The organism is Streptomyces sp. NPDC019224 (assembly GCF_040632605.1).
Classification (GTDB): Bacteria; Actinomycetota; Actinomycetes; order Streptomycetales; family Streptomycetaceae; genus Streptomyces.
The window spans coordinates 104912-122728 of record NZ_JBEYCF010000003.1; the positions used below are offsets into that span (position 1 = coordinate 104912).

Here is a 17817-nt window from a genome sequence, read left to right on the forward strand (position 1 = left end):
TCATGCCCAGCCCCCTCATGACCGCCCCCTCATGCCCAGCCCCCGGAGAATCCCGTCGGGCCGGCCGCGGCACCGGACCCGGTCGGCGCACCCTGCCGGCCCGCCAGCTGCCACAGCGCGGCCAGCTGCGCGCCGGGTTCCACCGGCACCACCGTCCACCCCGCCTCGCGCAGCCGCCGCAGCCGCCGCCCCGCCGCCTCCCGGGTGGCGGGCGATTCGTCGTTCACCCAGGCGGCGCTGTCCAGGACGAAGGCCACGGCCCCGCCGCTGCGCTGCCGCATCCGGGTGGCCACACCGGTCTGCTCCTCGTCCAGATCGCCGAGGAAGGCGATCAACAGCCCCTCGCCGCCCCCGCGCAGCACGTCGTAGGCGCGCGACAGACCCCCGCCGTCGGAGTGGTCGATCACCGCGAGGGTGTCCATCATCAGCCCCGCCGCGTCCGCGGTGGCCTGGGTGGCGCCGGCGAAACCGCCCTCGCTCTCGCCCGGCATCGCTTCCCCCACGTCCGTCAGCAGCCGGACCGCGAAGCCGCGCTCCAGCATGTGCACCAGTGCGGAGGCCGCCCCGGAGACGGCCCACTCGAACGCCGAGTCCGGCCCCGTCCCCAGGTAGGCGGTCCGGCGGGTGTCGAGCAGGACCGTGCACCTGGCGCGCTGTGGCTGCTCCTCGCGGCGCACCATCAGCTCGCCGTAGCGGGCGGTGGAGCGCCAGTGGACCCGGCGCAGGTCGTCCCCGTAGCGGTAGCCGCGCGGGATCACGTCGTCCTCACCGGCCAGTGCCAGGGACCGCTGGCGCCCCTCGCCGTATCCGGAGGCATCGCCCGCCAGTCGCACGGGCGGCAGCGGCTCGGTGCGCGGGACCACGACCAGCGTGTCGTAGGCGCTGAACGAACGGGTCAGTTCGCACATGCCGAAGGGGTCGCTCAGCCGCAGTTGCAGCGGGCCGAGCGGGTAGCGCCCGCGCAGGTCGGACCGGACCCGGTAGGACACCTCGCGCCGCCCGCCCGCCTCCACCCGGTCCAGGACGAACCGCGGCCGGGGCCCGAGGACGTACGGCACCCGGTCCTGGAGCATCAGCAGACCGGTGGGCAGTCGCGAGACGTTGTCCATGCGCAGGTGGACGCGGGCCTCGGAGCCGGCCGGGACGCGCGAGGGGGAGAGCTTGCGGGTGCCCGTGACCCGGTAGCGGGTCCGGTAGAGCACCGTCACGCACACCAGCGGCAGCACGGCGAGCAGCAGACCGACCCGCAGCAGGTCCCCCTGGCCCAGCACGTAGGCGCAGACCGCCGCGGCGGTCCCGGCCGCGAGGAAGGACCGTCCGCGGGTGGTGAGGCCGCCGAGCGCGGCCCGTACACCGCCCTTGTCGTCGCTGCCGTCCATCGCGACGGACCCCGCCGGGGCCATCACGGACGCCGTGCGCCGGGCTGCTGCGGGCCGCCGTACACCGGGCCCGCCTGGGGCGGGGGAGCGTGGACGGCGCCGCCCGCGGCCGTGGGCACCGGGGTGTGCTGGAGGATCTCCAGCACCACCTGCTCGGCGCTGCGGCGGTTGAGCTGGGCCTGCGCGGTGGGCAGCAGCCGGTGGGCGAGCACCGCGACGGCCAGCGCCTGCACGTCGTCCGGGAGGCAGTAGTCCCGGCCGGCCAGCGCGGCGGAGGCCTTGGCGGCGCGCAGCAGGTGCAGCGTGGCACGCGGCGAGGCGCCGAGCCGGAGGTCGGGGTGGTTGCGGGTGGCGCCGACGAGCTGGACGGCGTATCTGCGGACGGCCTCGGCGACGTGGACCGCGCGCACCGCGTCGATGAGCTTCACGATGTCGTGCGCGTGTGCCACGGGCTGGAGGTCGTCGAGCGGGGAGAGCCCGCCGTGTACGTCGAGCATCTTGAGTTCGGCCTCCGCGCTGGGATAGCCGATCGAGACCCGGGCCATGAACCGGTCGCGCTGGGCCTCGGGCAGCGGATACGTGCCCTCCATCTCCACCGGGTTCTGCGTCGCCACGACCATGAAGGGGTCGGGCAGCTCGTAGCTGTGCCCGTCGATGGTGACCTGGCGCTCCTCCATCGACTCCAGCAGCGCGGACTGGGTCTTGGGGGAGGCGCGGTTGATCTCGTCGCCGATCACGATCTGGGCGAAGATCGCACCGGGCTTGAACTCGAAGTCGCGGCGCTGCTGGTCGTATATGGACACACCGGTGATGTCCGATGGCAGCAGGTCGGGCGTGAACTGGATGCGCCGCACCGAGCAGTCGACGGACCGGGCCAGCGCCTTGGCCAGCATGGTCTTGCCCACCCCGGGGACGTCCTCGATCAGGAGGTGCCCCTCCGCGAGCAGCACGGTCAGCGAAAGCCGTACGACCTCGGGCTTCCCCTCGATCACGGCCTCCATCGACCTGCGCACCCGTTCGACGGTGCTGGTCAGATCTGTGAGGCTCGCTCGATCGTCATAGGTCGTCACCCGGCCCTCCTCGGCCCTGCCCCACGCTCACCAAGGAGCACGGGATTCCCCAGTCACGGGCCGACGCCGTCGTGCGGCCCGGCCCACCCCGAAATGCGGACACCGCGCCGGAAACGAGGTCCGACGGGGTGCCACTCACGCATTCTTGTTGCCGTTACCGCTTCGTGTCACTCGCCTGTGGAGAACCAGGGGTGATATGTCGGATTGGGTGAGGATTTCATCACCGGAAGGTGGTCATCCGCTCCCTGCGGGCGGTCCCGGCCGGGCCGACCGGGCCGAAAATCCGATCCACCGGTCGGGAAAATCCGGCACGGAAAATCCGGCACGGAGGACCCGGCGCGGAAGGCCCGGCGCGGAGAATCCGGTCAGGAGGCCGGCAGGACCTCGCGCAGCTTGCCGGTGGTCACGTCGAAGACGAAACCGCGCACGTCGTCGGTGTGCTTGAGGAACGGCGAGGTCCGGGCCCGCTGCATCGACTGGCGCACGTCCTGGTCGGCGTCCGTGTAGGCCTCCACGGCCCACGAGGGCCGCTGTCCGACCTCCCGCTCCAGCTCCTGGCGGAAGTCCTCCGTGATCGACTCCATGCCGCAGCCCGTGTGGTGGATCAGGACGATGCTGCGCGTGCCCAGCGCCCGCTGACTGATCGCCAGCGAACGGATGACGTCGTCGGTGACCACGCCGCCCGCGTTGCGGATGGTGTGGCAGTCGCCCAGCGACAGGCCGAGGGCCTGGTGGAGGTCGAGCCGGGCGTCCATGCAGGCGACCACGGCCACCCGGAGCACCGGCTTGGCGTCCATGCCGGGGTCCTTGAACTCTGCGGCGTAACGGTCGTTCGCCTCGACCAGGCGGTCGGTGACCGTGGCGGCGGGTTCGGCGGGGGAGTGAGAGGAAGTCGACATGCTCAAGACGTTAGCCCCCGCCACCCGCCCCGGTGCGAGGGGGAAGCGGACAAAAAACGTCAGCGGTGCTTGTTGTGAGGTAATCCACAGGTGTGTCTCCGGTCGCCCGCGCGGGTGAACGGACAGGGGTCGACGCGCTGCCGGGTTGATTGATCGGGAATCAATCGAGTGGCAGGGTGGACTAAAGTGACGGGAAGTTACCGACACCCTGCACATTTCGAACTTTTACCCGTGTGCGCGGCGTACGTACGGCCCGGCCCTCTCCCGCTCGCCGGTCGGCTGACGCCCCTTCCCCGGCGCCGGCGGACCTCCCCTTCGCGAGCGGGCGGGGACCAGGCCGTACGTCCCGCCACCCGGGAGCTGAGCCTGAGAGGGCGCATGAGCCAGACCCGACACGTCCCGGTGATGCTCCAGCGATGCCTGGACCTGTTGGCACCGGCTCTGGAGGCGCCGGGCCCCCAGCCCCCCGTGGTCGTCGACTGCACCCTCGGCCTGGGCGGACACAGCGAGGCACTGCTCGCCGCCTTCCCCACCGCCCGGCTGATCGCCCTGGACCGGGACAAGGAGGCCCTGCGGCTCTCCGGCGAGCGGCTCGCGCCCTACGGCGACCGCGCGACCCTGGTGCACGCCGTGTACGACGAACTGCCCGAGGTGCTCGACCGGCTCGGCATCCCCAAGGTGCAGGGCATCCTGTTCGACCTCGGCGTCTCCTCCATGCAACTGGACGAGTCCGACCGAGGCTTCGCCTATGCCCGCGACGCGCCGCTCGACATGCGCATGGACCAGACGACCGGTATAAGCGCCGCCGAGGTCCTCAACACCTACCCGCCGGGCGAACTGGTGCGCATCCTGCGCGCGTACGGCGAGGAGAAGCAGGCCAAGCGGATCGTCTCCGCCGTCGTGCGCGAGCGCGAGAAGGAGCCCTTCACCAACAGCGCCCGGCTCGTCGAGCTGATCCGCGAAGCCCTGCCACAGGCCGCCATGCGCACCGGCGGCAACCCCGCCAAGCGCACCTTCCAGGCCCTGCGCATCGAGGTCAACGGCGAGCTGACGGTCCTGGAGCGGGCCATTCCGGCCGCCGTCGCCGGCCTTGCCGTCGGCGGGCGCATCGCGGTCCTCTCGTACCAGTCGCTGGAGGACCGGCTGGTCAAGCAGGTGTTCGCGGCGGGCGCCGCCAACACCGCCCCGCCCGGCCTGCCCGTCGTCCCCGAGCGCTACCAGCCCCGGCTGAAGCTGCTCACCCGGGGCGCCGAACTCCCCACCGAGGAAGAGGTCGCCGAGAACCGCCGCGCCGCCCCCGCCCGGCTGCGCGGCGCCCAGCGCATCCGCGAGGACGAGCGGTGAGCCGCCGGCGCACGGCCGCGCCCGGCGGGGACGGAGCGGCGCGGTGAGCAAACCGGCCGGGCAGCGACAAGGACGCGCCGCACGGCTCACCCGGCTGATGCCCGCCGGGCCGAGCACCGCGGCCCGGGCCCCGTTCGTCCTGCTGGTCGTCCTGCTCCTGGGCGGCGGCCTGATCACCCTGCTCCTGCTCAACTCCGCGCTCAACGAAGGCTCCTTCCGGCTGAGCGAGCTGAAGAAGCGGACCACCGAGCTGACCGACGAGCAGCAGGCCCTCCAGCGCGACGTCGACGCCTCCTCCGAGCCCGACGCCCTGGCGCGCCGCGCCCGTGAGCTGGGCATGGTCCCCGGCGGCAGCCCCGCCTTCCTCGGCCCGGACGGCAGGATCCGGGGCATTCCCTCCAAGGCCGCGCCGGCCCCGGTCACCGCGCCCGCGCCGACCACGCCCGCCGCCCCCGCCGAAGCCCCCGCACCGGCCGCGTCCCCGTCCGCCGGCACGCCCGCGCCCACCCCCACGGGCACCGCGGCGACCGGACCCGGTGGGCCCACGGCTTCCGGCACCCCGGCAGCCCAGCCCTCCACGAGCCCCGGCAGGTGACACGCAGTGCCCTCCAAGGAACCACCGCGCCGCCGGGTCCCCGGCCCCGCGCGTCCCCGTAACGCCGCCGCGGCGTCCGGCCGGCCCCGCCCCCAGCAGCGGCGGCGCCCGTCCGCCGCGCCGCGCGGACGGGCGCCGCGCGGACGCACCGGCCGGACGCTGCGGCTGGGCAGTCCCCGCCCCAGGCTGCGGCTGATCAGCCTCGCCCTGACGCTCGTCATGGTCGCGTTCGTCGTGCGGCTCCTCCAGGTCCAGGCCGTCGACGCGCACGCGTACGCCGCGAAGGCCGAGAAGAACCGCTACCTGAGCTACACCGTCGCCGCGGAGCGCGGTGAGATCACCGACCGCAGCGGCATCGCGCTGGCCACCAGCGTGGACGCGTACGACATCACGGCCGACCCCAAGATGTTCACGCCGGCCGACAGCAAGGCGCCCGACGCCCCCCAGCAGGCCGCCGCCCTGCTCGCGCCCATCCTCGGCGTCGACGCGGACGGACTGGTCAAGAAGCTCTCCAAGCCCAAGAGCCGGTACGCGGTCCTGGCCCGCAGGCAGACCCCGCAGGTCTGGAAGCAGATCAAGGACCTCAAGTCCGTCTTCGCCGAGAAGGCCGCGAAGGACGAGGCGGCCGGCGGACCCGGCGCGAACGTGCTGGCCGGCGTCTTCCAGGAGGCGACCACCAAGCGGATCTACCCCAACGGCGCCCTGGCCGCCGGGATACTGGGTTACGTCAATGCCGAGGGCAAGGGCGCGGGCGGCCTCGAATCCCAGCTGGACAAGCAGCTCGCGGGCGAGGACGGCACGATCAAGTACGCCCAGTCCGGCGGCCGACGGGTGCCCACGGCGGGGACCAAGGAGGTCCCGGCGGTGGCCGGCTCCGACATCGAGCTCACCATCGACCGCGACATCCAGTGGGCGGCCCAGAAGGCCATCTCCGACCAGGTGGCGAAGTCGAAGGCCGACCGCGGTTACGTCATCGTGCAGAACACCCGCACCGGCGAGGTCCTCGCCATGGCCAACGCCCCGGGCTTCGACCCCAACGACCTCTCGCAGGCCGACGCCGCCTCACTGGGCAACGCGGCCCTCCAGGACGTCTACGAGCCCGGCTCCACGAGCAAGGTGATGTCCATGGCCGCCGTGCTGGAGGAGGGCGTCGCCACCCCCCGTACGCACGTCACGGTCCCCAACCGGCTGCACCGGGGCGACCGCCTCTTCAAGGACGACATCGACCACCCCACCTGGCAGCTGACGCTCAACGGCGTGCTCGCCAAGTCCAGCAACATCGGCACCATCATGGCCACCGGTCAGCTGGGCGGGACCCAGGCCGAGGCGAACAAGGTGCTGTACTCCTACCTGAGGAAATTCGGCATCGGCTCGCCCACCGGCCTCGACTACCCCGGAGAGACGCCCGGCCTCCTCGCCAAGCCGCAGGACTGGTCGACCTCGCAGCAGTACACGATCCCGTTCGGCCAGGGCCTCTCCCTCAACGCCATGCAGGCCGCCTCGATCTACTCGACGATCGCCAACGGCGGCGTACGGATCGAACCGACCCTCGTACGCGGCACCAGGGGGCCGGACGGCCGCTTCACCCCGGCCGACGCACCCGAACAGACCCGGGTGGTCAGCGAGAAGACCGCCAAGACGCTCGCCACCATGCTCGAATCGGTGGTCAGCGATCAGGAGGGCACGGGTACGAAGGCCCAGATCCCCGGCTACCGGATCGCGGGCAAGACCGGCACCGCCAACCGCGTCGACCCGGTGCGCGGCGGCTACCACGGCTACACCGCGTCCTTCGCCGGTTTCGCGCCCGCCGACGACCCGCAGGTCACCGTCTACTGCGCGATCCAGAATCCCACCAAGGGGAGCCACTTCGGCGGCCAGACCTGCGGTCCCGTCTACAAGCAGGTCATGGAATTCGCCCTCAAGACACTCCAGACACCCCCGTCCGGCCGCCCGCCGGCCAAGCTGCCGGTCTTCTTCGGAACCGGCGAGTGAACTCGCGGAGACCACCAGTGACAACCATCACCCCCGACCCCGGAAACCGGAACGAGAACGTCCGTTCCGGTGCCCCCTCACTTCGCGAGAGGCCGGGTGCGCCCGGTACGCTCACCGCCGTGCCCCACGCTGAACAGTCCCGAACGACCCAGAAGGACGCGCCTGTGAACTACCCGGGAGCGCCCCGCCCGGACCGGCTGCGGCCGACGTCCCTGGCCACGCTCGCAGACCGGCTGGGAGCCGAACCGCCGGGTACCGGCGACGTCACCGGCATCACCCACGACTCCCGGGCCGTGCGCCCCGGAGACCTGTACGCGGCCCTGCCGGGCGCCCGCCTGCACGGTGCCGACTTCGCCGCCCAGGCGGCCGGTCTCGGCGCGGTGGCCGTCCTCACCGACCCGTCCGGCGCCGAACGCGCCCGGGCCACCGGGATCCCGGTGCTGGTCACCGACGACCCGCGCGGCCGGATGGGCGAACTCGCCGCCGAGATCTACGGCCGCCCCGGCGCGGACCTCCTGCAGGTCGGCATCACCGGCACGTCCGGCAAGACCACCACCGCCTACCTCGTCGAGGGCGGCTTCCGCGGCGCCGGACGCTCCACCGGGCTCATCGGCACCGTGGAGACGCGGATCGGCGACGAGCGCATCAAGTCCGAGCGCACCACGCCCGAAGCCACCGACCTGCAGGCCCTGTTCGCCGTCATGCGCGAACGCGGTGTCGACGCCGTCACCATGGAGGTCTCCAGCCACGCGCTGGTCCTCGGCCGGGTCGACGGCTGCGTCTTCGACGTCGCCGTCTTCAACAACCTCAGCCCGGAGCACATGGAGTTCCACTCCGGCATGGAGGACTACTTCCAGGCGAAGGCCCGGCTGTTCACCCCGCAGCGCAGCAGGCGGGGCGTCGTCAACCACGACGACGAGTACGGCCGCAGGCTCGTCACCGAGGCCTCCGTGCCCATCACGACCTTCTCCGCCGAGGGCCACCCGGACGCCGACTGGCGCGCCGAGGACGTCGTCGTCGGCCAACTCGGCTCCACGTTCACCGCCGTCGGGCCCCAGGGCGAGCGGGTCACCGCCAAGGCCCCACTGCCCGGCCCGTTCAACGTCGCCAACACCCTGGCCGCGATCGTCGCCCTCGCCGTCGCCGGCGTCGACCCGCAGACCGCGGCGGACGGCATCGCGGCCGTGCCCGGGGTGCCCGGCCGGCTGGAGCGGATCGACGCCGGACAGCCCTACCTCGCGCTCGTCGACTACGCGCACAAGACCGACGCCGTCGAGTCCGTGCTGCGCTCCCTGCGCAAGGTCACCAAGGGCAGGCTGCACGTCGTCCTCGGCTGCGGCGGCGACCGCGACACCACCAAGCGCGGCCCGATGGGCGCGGCGGCGGCCCGGCTCGCCGACACCGCCGTACTGACCTCCGACAACCCCCGCTCCGAGGACCCCCTCGGTATCCTCGCCGCCATGCTCGCCGGCGCCGCCGAGGTGCCCGTCCACGAGCGCGGCGACGTGCTCGTCGACGCCGACCGGGCCGCGGCCGTCGCCGCCGCGGTGAGCCGGGCCGAGCCCGGCGACACCGTGCTCGTCGCCGGCAAGGGCCACGAGCAGGGCCAGGACGTCCACGGTGTCGTCCGCCCCTTCGACGACCGGGTGGTCCTGCGCGCGGCCATCGAGCGGTCCCTGGGGCACGACGGCGCCGACCGGAGTGCCTCCCACCACGAGAACAACAGTCAGGGATGACCAAGTGATCGCCCTTTCCCTCGCCGAGATCGCCGAAATCGTCGGCGGGCAGACGCACGACATACCGGATCCGGCAGTAACCGTCAGCGGGCCGGTCGTCATCGACTCCCGCAAGGTGACGCCCGGCAGCCTGTTCGTCGCCTTCGCCGGCGAACGGGCCGACGGCCACGACTACGCCGAGCGCGCCGTCGAGGCGGGCGCGGCCCTCGTCCTGGCCACCCGTCCCCTCGGCGTGCCCGCGATCGTCGTCGACGACGTCGTGGCGGCCCTCGGCGCGCTCTCCCGCGCCGTCGTCGGCCGCCTCGGCGCCACCGTCGTCGCCCTCACCGGCTCCGCGGGCAAGACCTCCACCAAGGACCTCATCGCGCAACTCCTGGAGCGCAAGGGGCCCACCGTCTACCCGGAGGGCAACCTCAACAACGAGATCGGCCTGCCGCTCACCGCGCTGCGCGCCACCGACGAGACCCGGCACCTGGTCCTCGAAATGGGCGCCCGGTACATCGGGGACATCCGCTACCTCACCGGACTCGTCCCCCCGCGCATCGGCCTCGTGCTCAACGTCGGCAGCGCGCACATCGGCGAGTTCGGCGGCAAGGAGCAGATCGCCCAGGCCAAGGGCGAGATGGTCGAGTCGCTGCCCGAGGACGGCGTCGCGGTCCTCAACGCCGACGACCCCCTGGTACGCGCCATGTCCTCCCGTACCAAGGCCCGGGTGGTCCTCTTCGGCGAAGCCGCGGATGCGGACGTACGGGGCGAAGACGTGCGCCTCACCGCCGACGGACGCCCCGCGTTCCGCCTCCACACACCCACCGGGTGCAGCGAGGTGACCATGCGCCTGTACGGTGAGCACCACGTGTCGAACGCGCTCGCCGCGGCCGCCGTCGCCCATGAGCTGGGCCTGTCCGCAGACGAGATCGCCGAAGGGCTCTCCGAGGCGGGCACCCTCTCCCGCTGGCGCATGGAGGTCACCGAGCGTCCGGACGGCGTGACGTTCGTCAATGACGCCTACAACGCCAACCCCGAATCCATGAAGGCCGCGCTCCGCGCGCTGGTCGCCATGGGAAAGGGGCGTCGTACGTGGGCGGTGCTCGGCCTGATGGCCGAGCTCGGCGACGCCTCGCTCGCCGAGCACGACGCGGTCGGACGGCTCGCCGTCCGGCTCAACGTCAGCAAGCTCGTCGCGGTCGGGGGCAGAGAAGCCTCCTGGCTGCAACTGGGCGCATACAACGAGGGTTCGTGGGGTGAGGAGTCGGTGCACGTGTCCGACGCACAGGCTGCCGTCGACCTGTTGCGCAGGGAACTGCGCCCGGGAGACGTGGTGCTGGTGAAGGCGTCCCGGTCGGTCGGCCTGGAGCAGGTCGTCACAGCACTGCTGGAGAACGCGACCGAGGGCGAGGTCGCGGGCCGATGAGGCAGATCCTCTTCGCGGGAGCCATCGGGCTCTTCCTGACCCTGGTCGGCACGCCGCTGCTGATCAAGCTCCTGGCCCGCAAGGGATACGGGCAGTTCATCCGGGACGACGGCCCGCGCACCCACGGGTCCAAGAAGGGCACGCCCACGATGGGCGGCATCGCCTTCATCCTGGCGACGCTCATCGCGTACTTCCTGGCGAAGGTGATCACCGGCGAGGAGATGCGCTTCTCCGGTGTGCTGGTCCTCTTCCTGATGACCGGCATGGGACTCGTCGGCTTCCTCGACGACTACATCAAGATCGTCAAGCAGCGCTCGCTCGGTCTGCGGGCCAAGGCGAAGATGGCCGGCCAGCTGATAGTCGGGATCGCCTTCGCGGTGCTCTCGCTCCAGTTCGCCGACGCCCGCGGCAACACCCCGGCGTCCGACAAGCTCTCGTTCGTCGAGGACTTCGGCTGGTCGATCGGCCCGGTGCTCTTCGTCGTCTGGGCGCTGTTCATGATCCTCGCCATGTCCAACGGCGTGAACCTGACGGACGGTCTGGACGGCCTGGCCACCGGCGCGTCGGTGATGGTCTTCGGCGCGTACACCTTCATCGGGCTCTGGCAGTTCCAGGAGTCCTGCGCCAACGCCACCACCCTCACGAACCCCAGCGCCTGTTTCGAGGTGCGCGACCCGCTCGACCTCGCGGTCGTGGCCTCCGCGCTGATGGGCTCCTGCTTCGGCTTCCTGTGGTGGAACACCTCGCCGGCCAAGATCTTCATGGGGGACACCGGCTCGCTCGCCCTCGGCGGCGCGCTCGCGGGCCTCGCGATCTGCTCCCGCACCGAATTCCTGATGGCGGTCCTCGGCGGCCTCTTCGTGATGATCACGCTGTCCGTCGTCATCCAGGTCGGCTCGTTCAAGATGACCGGCAAGCGCGTCTTCCGCATGGCCCCCCTCCAGCACCACTTCGAACTCAAGGGGTGGTCCGAAGTCCTTGTCGTGGTCCGCTTCTGGATCATCCAGGGCATGTGCGTGATCGTCGGACTCGGCCTCTTCTACGCAGGATGGGCAGCCAAGAAGTGAGCAACGTGGACTGGCAGGGCAAGCACGTCACGGTCGCCGGACTCGGCGTCTCCGGAATCCCGGCGGCCCGGGTGCTGCACGGCCTCGGCGCCGTCGTCACCGTGGTCAACGACGGCGACGACGAGCGCTCCCGCGCCCAGGCCGCCGAGCTGGAGGCGCAGGGCATCGCCGTGCGCCTCGGCGACGGCGACACCCTGCCCGCGTCCACCGAACTCGTCGTCACCGCCCCCGGCTGGAAGCCCGGCAAGCCGCTGTTCGCCGCGGCCGCCGAGGCGGGCGTCCCGGTCTGGGGCGACGTCGAACTCGCCTGGCGGCTGCGCGGGCGGGACGGCCGGGAGCCGGCACCCTGGCTCGCGGTCACCGGCACCAACGGAAAGACCACGACCGTACGGATGCTCGCCTCCATCCTGGAGGCCGCCGGGCTGCGCACCGCCGCCGTCGGCAACATCGGGGTCTCCCTGCTGGACGCCGTGCTCGGCGAGGAGACGTACGACGTGCTCGCCGTCGAACTGTCCAGCTACCAGCTGCACTGGGCGCCCTCGCTGCGCGCCCACTCCGCCGTCGTGCTCAACCTGGCCCCCGACCACCTCGACTGGCACGGCTCCATGGAGGCGTACGCCGCCGACAAGGGCCGGATCTACGAGGGCAACCGCGTCGCCTGCGTGTACAACGCCGCCGACCCGGCCACCGAGGACCTGGTGCGCGAGGCGGACGTCGAGGAGGGCTGCCGGGCCATCGGCTTCACCCTCGGCACCCCGGGGCCCTCGCAGCTCGGTGTCGTCGACGGCATCCTCGTCGACCGGGCTTTCGTGAAGAACCGCCAGAAGCAGGCCCAGGAGCTGGCCGAGGTCGCCGACGTCAACCCGCCGGCCCCGCACAACATCGCCAACGCCCTGGCCGCCGCCGCCCTGGCCCGCGCCTTCGGCGTCGAGCCCGCCGCCGTGCGCGACGGGCTGCGCGCCTTCCGTCCCGACCCGCACCGCATCGAGCACGTCGCGGACCTCGACGGCGTCGCGTACGTGGACGACTCCAAGGCCACCAACACGCACGCCGCCGAAGCCTCGCTCGCCGCCTACGACTCCATCGTCTGGATCGCCGGCGGCCTGGCCAAGGGCGCCACGTTCGACGAGCTGGTGACCGGTTGCGCCAAGCGGCTCCGGGGCGTCGTGCTGATGGGCGCGGACCGGGCCCTGATCCGCGAAGCCCTCGCGCGACACGCGCCCGAGGTCCCGGTGGTCGACCTCGACCGGACCGACACTGGGGCGATGTCCGAGGCGGTCGCCGAGGCCGCACGGCTCGCCCGGCCGGGAGACACCGTACTGATGGCCCCGGCCTGCGCCTCCATGGACATGTTCGTCAACTACAACAAGCGGGGCGAGGCCTTCGCGGATGCCGTCCGCGCCCGCGCCGCCGAGAGCGCCTGACGGGCCCGGCCGCCGCGCCGTACCGTCCCGGAGCACCGGGGCGCGTACGGCTGTGCCGGGGCGGGGCCCCGGCGCCGGGGCCCCGGGCACGAGCAGTGGAGGGGACAGGGACATGCCGGCCGAAGAGAGCGTGCGGGTACGGCCCGCTGCCAAGGCCCGGCGGCCCGCGGCGGTGCGGGCCCGGAACGCGGGCAGCCCCCGCAGCCCGCGCGGCGGCGGTGCGCGGCGGCTGTACGAGCGGGCCCGGCGGGCCTGGGACCGCCCGCTGACGGCGTACTACGTGATCCTGGGCGCCGGACTGCTGATCACCGTGCTCGGACTGGTGATGGTCTACTCCGCCTCGATGATCAAGGCCCTGGAACTGGGCAAGCCCGGGACCTACTTCTTCCGCAAGCAGTTCCTGGCCGCCGTGATCGGGGCCGGGCTGATGGCGGCCGCCGCCCGGATGCCGGTCAAGCTGCACCGCGCGCTGTCCTACCCGCTGCTCCTGGGCGCCGTCTTCCTGATGGTCCTGGTCCAGGTGCCGGGGATAGGGATGTCGGTCAACGGCAACCGCAACTGGCTCTACCTGGGCGGGCCCTTCCAGCTCCAGCCCAGCGAGTTCGGGAAGCTGGCCCTCCTGCTGTGGGGGGCCGACCTGCTCGCCCGTAAACAGGACAAACGGCTGCTGACCCAGTGGAAGCACATGCTGGTGCCGCTGGTGCCGGTCGCCTTCATGCTGCTCGGACTCATCATGCTCGGCGGCGACATGGGCACTGCGATCATTCTCACTGCCATCCTGTTCGGGCTGCTCTGGCTGGCCGGCGCGCCCACCCGGCTGTTCGCCGGCGTGCTCGCCACCGCCGGTCTCATCGGCTTCCTGCTGATCAAGACCAGCCCCAACCGCATGTCCAGGCTGGACTGCATGGGAGCCAGCGAGCCAGGCCCCGGCGGCTCCTGCTGGCAGGCCGTGCACGGGATCTACGCTCTGGCGTCGGGCGGATGGTTCGGATCGGGCCTCGGTGCAAGTGTGGAAAAATGGGGCCAACTGCCCGAACCTCACACCGACTTCATCTTCGCCATCACCGGGGAGGAACTGGGGTTGGCGGGGACGCTGTCGGTGCTCGCCCTCTTCGCGGCTCTAGGCTATGCGGGTATCCGCGTGGCGGGACGCACGGAGGACCCCTTCGTGAGGTACGCAGCGGGAGGTGTGACCACCTGGATCACGGCGCAGGCCGTGATCAACATCGGTGCGGTGCTCGGCCTGCTGCCGATCGCCGGTGTCCCGCTCCCGCTGTTCTCCTACGGCGGGTCGGCCCTGCTGCCGGCCATGTTCGCCGTCGGGCTGCTGATCGCGTTCGCGCGGGACGAGCCCGCCGCGAAGGCGGCCCTGGCCGTGCGGAGGCCCGGGGTGAGATGGAAGACGATGAGACGGCGCGTCAAGAAGCGTTCGTCCGGAGAGCGGTGAATTTCGGTGCATGTCGTACTCGCCGGCGGGGGGACCGCCGGCCACATCGAGCCCGCGCTGGCCCTCGCGGACGCCCTGCGCAGGCAGGACCCGAGCGTGGGGATCACCGCTCTCGGCACGGAGCGCGGACTCGAGACCAGGCTCGTACCCGAGCGGGGGTACGAACTGGCCCTGATCCCGGCCGTACCGCTGCCGCGCAAGCCCACCCCCGAACTCATCACCGTCCCGGGCCGGCTGCGCGGCACCATCAAGGCCGCCGAGCAGGTCCTGGAACGCACCAGGGCCGACTGCGTGGTCGGCTTCGGCGGTTACGTGGCCCTGCCGGGCTATCTCGCCGCCAAGCGCGCGGGCGTCCCCATCGTGGTCCACGAGGCCAACGCCCGGCCCGGTCTGGCCAACAAGATCGGCTCGCGCTACGCGCACGGCGTCGCCGTCTCCACGCCCGACAGCAAGCTGCGCGGCGCCCGCTACATCGGCATCCCGCTCCGCCGCACCATCGCCACCCTCGACCGGGCCCGCGTCCGCCCCGAGGCGCGCGCGGCGTTCGGCCTCGACCCCAACCTGCCGACGCTGCTGGTCTCCGGCGGCTCGCAGGGCGCCCGTCACCTCAACGAGGTGGTGCAGCGCGTCGCTCCGCTGCTCCAGCGCTCCGGCATCCAGATCCTGCACGTGGTCGGTCCGAAGAACGAATTGCCGCGCGTGGACAACATGCCCGGGATGCCCCCCTACATCCCGGTACCGTACGTGGACCGGATGGATCTCGCGTACGCCGCGGCCGACATGATGCTCTGCCGCGCGGGCGCGATGACCGTCGCCGAACTCTCCGCCGTCGGACTGCCCGCCGCCTACGTCCCGTTGCCCATCGGCAACGGCGAACAGCGGCTGAACGCCCAGCCGGTGGTCAACGCCGGCGGCGGCCTGCTGGTGGACGACGCCGCGCTCACCCCCGAGTGGGTGCAGGGCAACGTCCTCCCGGTGCTGTCCGATCCGCACCGGTTGTATGAAATGTCCCGCGCCGCCGCCGAGTTCGGCCGCCGGGACGCCGACGATCTGCTGGTCGGCATGGTGTACGAGGCGATTGCCGCACGCCGTAACGCGTGAGGCGGGCGGGTCCGGGGGCGATGGCCCCCGGACCCGGCGTAAGGAGCGAGCGTGGCCGGACCGACGACCGCCCAGCGCGGTGCAGGGAAACAGGAGGACGCCCCGAACCGGCCGCCGCGCCCACGTCCCGAGGGGCGCCGCGTTCCCCGGCGACGGCTGCTGATCCTGATCGGCGCGGCCGTGCTGCTGCTCGGCTCCGGCGCGGTCTGGGCGCTGTACGGTTCCTCCTGGCTGAGGGTCGAACAGGTCAGGATCACCGGAGTCCGGGTGCTGACGCCGGCCGAGGTGGAGCGCGCGGCCGCGGTGCCCATGGACGCCCCGCTCGCCTCCGTGGACACCGGCGCGATCGAGAAGAGGCTGCGCCGGAAGCTGCCGCGTATCGGCTCGGTGGATGTCGTTCGGTCATGGCCGCACGGCATCGGACTTAAAGTGACCGAACGAAAGCCGGTCCTGTTGGTGAAAAAGGGCGCGAAGTTCATTGAAGTGGACGCCGAGGGCGTGCGCTTCGCCACAGTGGGCAAGGCGCCCGCGCACGTGCCCCTGCTGGAATCGGCCGCCGGCCGCTCCGCCGGTCTGCGCCGCTTCGGCAGTGACCGGCTGGTGCGCGAAGCGGTCCGGGTCGCGGGCGATCTGCCCGGCGGTGTCGCCGAGGACACCCGGGTCGTCCGGGTCGCCTCGTACGACGCCATCTCCCTGGAACTCAGCGGGGATCGCACGGTGATGTGGGGAAGTGGTGAAGCGGGCGCGGTGAAGGCGAGAGTTCTCACCGCGCTCATGAAAGCCGCACCCAAAGCGGGACACTTCGACGTGAGTGCCCCCACCGCTCCTGCGGTGTCGGGTGGTTGACGCACATTTGGCCTGGCCAGCACCCTGGTTGGTCAGCGCTACGGGTGATCACATAGGGTGAAAAGAAAAACGGGAGGTTCGGCGTGTTCGTTGAACGGGCGCCGCTTGTCGACTTAGTGTCCTGTGCGGAAGAGTCCATGAAGCAGACACACTGGTAACCCTAAACTTGAACGTTAGGGTTCGGGTCGGCGTTCGGACCGTCCCAATCGGCATCCGTCGTCGCGGCGGCATCACCGTCAAGCGACGACACGTAACTCGAGGCGAGAGGCCTTCGACGTGGCAGCACCGCAGAACTACCTCGCAGTCATCAAGGTCATCGGTGTCGGCGGCGGTGGTGTCAATGCCATCAACCGAATGATCGAGGTCGGCCTCAAGGGCGTCGAGTTCATCGCGATCAACACGGATGCGCAAGCCCTGTTGATGAGCGACGCCGACGTCAAGCTCGACGTCGGCCGCGAACTCACCCGCGGCCTGGGCGCCGGGGCGAACCCGGCCGTCGGTCGTAAGGCGGCAGAGGACCACCGTGAGGAGATCGAGGAGGTCCTCAAGGGGGCCGACATGGTCTTCGTCACCGCAGGCGAAGGCGGCGGCACCGGCACCGGTGGCGCACCCGTCGTCGCCAACATCGCGCGCTCGCTCGGCGCCCTCACGATCGGTGTGGTCACCCGCCCGTTCACCTTCGAGGGCCGGCGTCGCGCGAATCAGGCGGAGGACGGCATCGCCGAGCTCCGCGAAGAGGTCGACACCCTCATCGTCATCCCCAACGACCGGCTGCTGTCCATCTCGGACCGCCAGGTCAGCGTGCTCGACGCGTTCAAGTCGGCCGACCAGGTCCTGCTCTCGGGTGTCCAGGGCATCACCGACCTCATCACCACCCCGGGTCTGATCAACCTCGACTTCGCCGACGTCAAGTCGGTCATGTCCGAGGCCGGGTCGGCGCTCATGGGCATCGGCTCCGCCCGTGGCGACGACCGCGCGGTGGCCGCCGCGGAGATGGCGATCTCCTCGCCCCTCCTGGAGGCGTCCATCGACGGCGCCCGCGGTGTCCTGCTCTCCATCTCCGGCGGCAGCGACCTCGGTCTCTTCGAGATCAACGAGGCCGCCCAGCTGGTGAGCGAGGCGGCGCACCCCGAGGCGAACATCATCTTCGGCGCGGTCATCGACGACGCCCTCGGCGACGAGGTGCGGGTCACCGTCATCGCGGCGGGCTTCGACGGCGGACAGCCGCCGGCCCGTCGGGAGATCGCCCTGGGAGGCAACACGGCCAAGCGCGAGGAGCCGGCCCCGACGCCGGTCCGGGCCGCTCCCGAGCCGGTGCGCCAGTCGGGCGGACTGGGTTCCGTCCCGCCGCGCGAGGAGCCGCCGGTGCAGGCCGAGCCGGCTCCGGTTTCGGGTGAGACCCACCTTCCGCCGGTCGCCGTTCCGCCGCACGTCCCGCCGGCCCGTCCCTACTCGGACTCCCAGGCCGAAGAGCTGGACGTACCGGACTTCTTGAAGTGATAGATC

14 protein-coding genes are annotated in these 17817 nt (G+C 71.8%); 11 read left to right on the forward strand and 3 right to left on the reverse strand.

What is annotated here, in order from left to right:
• Positions 1–29 precede the first annotated feature (29 nt).
• From ABZ564_RS03145 to ABZ564_RS03155, 3 genes are all read right to left on the reverse strand, one after another.
• The gene (locus tag ABZ564_RS03145) at positions 30–1403 is read right to left on the reverse strand and encodes a DUF58 domain-containing protein (protein ID WP_360848564.1); all 1374 of its coding nucleotides are present in this window, start codon (positions 1401–1403) and stop codon (positions 30–32) included.
• The gene (locus ABZ564_RS03150; RefSeq protein WP_360848567.1) at positions 1403–2449 is read right to left on the reverse strand and encodes a MoxR family ATPase; all 1047 of its coding nucleotides are present in this window, start codon (positions 2447–2449) and stop codon (positions 1403–1405) included. The genes ABZ564_RS03145 and ABZ564_RS03150 overlap by 1 nt, the downstream gene beginning before the upstream one ends.
• A 365-nt stretch (positions 2450–2814) precedes the next feature.
• Positions 2815–3348, reverse strand: a complete 534-nt coding sequence (locus tag ABZ564_RS03155) for a carbonic anhydrase (protein WP_360848570.1) — start codon at positions 3346–3348, stop codon at positions 2815–2817.
• 378 nt (positions 3349–3726) lie between these two features.
• Here ABZ564_RS03155 and rsmH point away from each other — a divergent pair, with 378 nt between their 5' ends.
• The 11 genes from rsmH (at position 3727) to ftsZ (ending at position 17811) form a co-directional block, all read left to right on the forward strand.
• Positions 3727–4692: a 16S rRNA (cytosine(1402)-N(4))-methyltransferase RsmH gene (gene rsmH, locus ABZ564_RS03160; RefSeq protein WP_360848573.1), complete on the forward strand. Its 966-nt coding sequence runs from the start codon at positions 3727–3729 to the stop codon at positions 4690–4692.
• Positions 4693–4789: 97 nt separating this feature from the next.
• Entirely contained in the window at positions 4790–5287 is a 498-nt protein-coding gene (locus ABZ564_RS03165; protein ID WP_360848883.1) for a cell division protein FtsL, read from the forward strand.
• Between the two features lie 6 nt (positions 5288–5293).
• A complete protein-coding gene (locus ABZ564_RS03170) occupies positions 5294–7279 on the forward strand; it encodes a penicillin-binding protein 2 (protein WP_360848576.1) in 1986 nt (661 codons plus the stop codon).
• Between the two features lie 164 nt (positions 7280–7443).
• A complete protein-coding gene (locus ABZ564_RS03175) occupies positions 7444–9015 on the forward strand; it encodes a UDP-N-acetylmuramoyl-L-alanyl-D-glutamate--2,6-diaminopimelate ligase (protein ID WP_360848579.1) in 1572 nt (523 codons plus the stop codon).
• Between the two features lie 4 nt (positions 9016–9019).
• Positions 9020–10426: a UDP-N-acetylmuramoyl-tripeptide--D-alanyl-D-alanine ligase gene (gene murF, locus ABZ564_RS03180; protein ID WP_360848582.1), complete on the forward strand. Its 1407-nt coding sequence runs from the start codon at positions 9020–9022 to the stop codon at positions 10424–10426.
• Positions 10423–11493 (forward strand): phospho-N-acetylmuramoyl-pentapeptide-transferase, encoded by a 1071-nt coding sequence (gene mraY, locus ABZ564_RS03185; protein ID WP_360848585.1) that lies wholly within the window; start codon positions 10423–10425, stop codon positions 11491–11493. The genes murF and mraY overlap by 4 nt, the downstream gene beginning before the upstream one ends.
• On the forward strand, positions 11490–12917 hold the full coding sequence (gene murD, locus ABZ564_RS03190; RefSeq protein ID WP_360848886.1) for a UDP-N-acetylmuramoyl-L-alanine--D-glutamate ligase: 1428 nt from the start codon (positions 11490–11492) through the stop codon (positions 12915–12917). The genes mraY and murD overlap by 4 nt, the downstream gene beginning before the upstream one ends.
• A 112-nt stretch (positions 12918–13029) precedes the next feature.
• Positions 13030–14364 carry a putative lipid II flippase FtsW gene (gene ftsW / locus ABZ564_RS03195; RefSeq protein ID WP_360848588.1) on the forward strand — a complete coding sequence of 445 codons (1335 nt, stop codon included), beginning with the start codon at positions 13030–13032 and terminating at the stop codon, positions 14362–14364.
• Positions 14365–14370: 6 nt separating this feature from the next.
• Entirely contained in the window at positions 14371–15465 is a 1095-nt protein-coding gene (gene murG, locus ABZ564_RS03200; RefSeq protein WP_143622508.1) for an undecaprenyldiphospho-muramoylpentapeptide beta-N-acetylglucosaminyltransferase, read from the forward strand.
• Between the two features lie 51 nt (positions 15466–15516).
• On the forward strand, positions 15517–16311 hold the full coding sequence (locus tag ABZ564_RS03205; RefSeq protein WP_360848592.1) for an FtsQ-type POTRA domain-containing protein: 795 nt from the start codon (positions 15517–15519) through the stop codon (positions 16309–16311).
• A 276-nt stretch (positions 16312–16587) separates the two neighbouring features.
• Positions 16588–17811: a cell division protein FtsZ gene (gene ftsZ / locus ABZ564_RS03210; protein WP_360848595.1), complete on the forward strand. Its 1224-nt coding sequence runs from the start codon at positions 16588–16590 to the stop codon at positions 17809–17811.
• Positions 17812–17817: the final 6 nt, after the last annotated feature.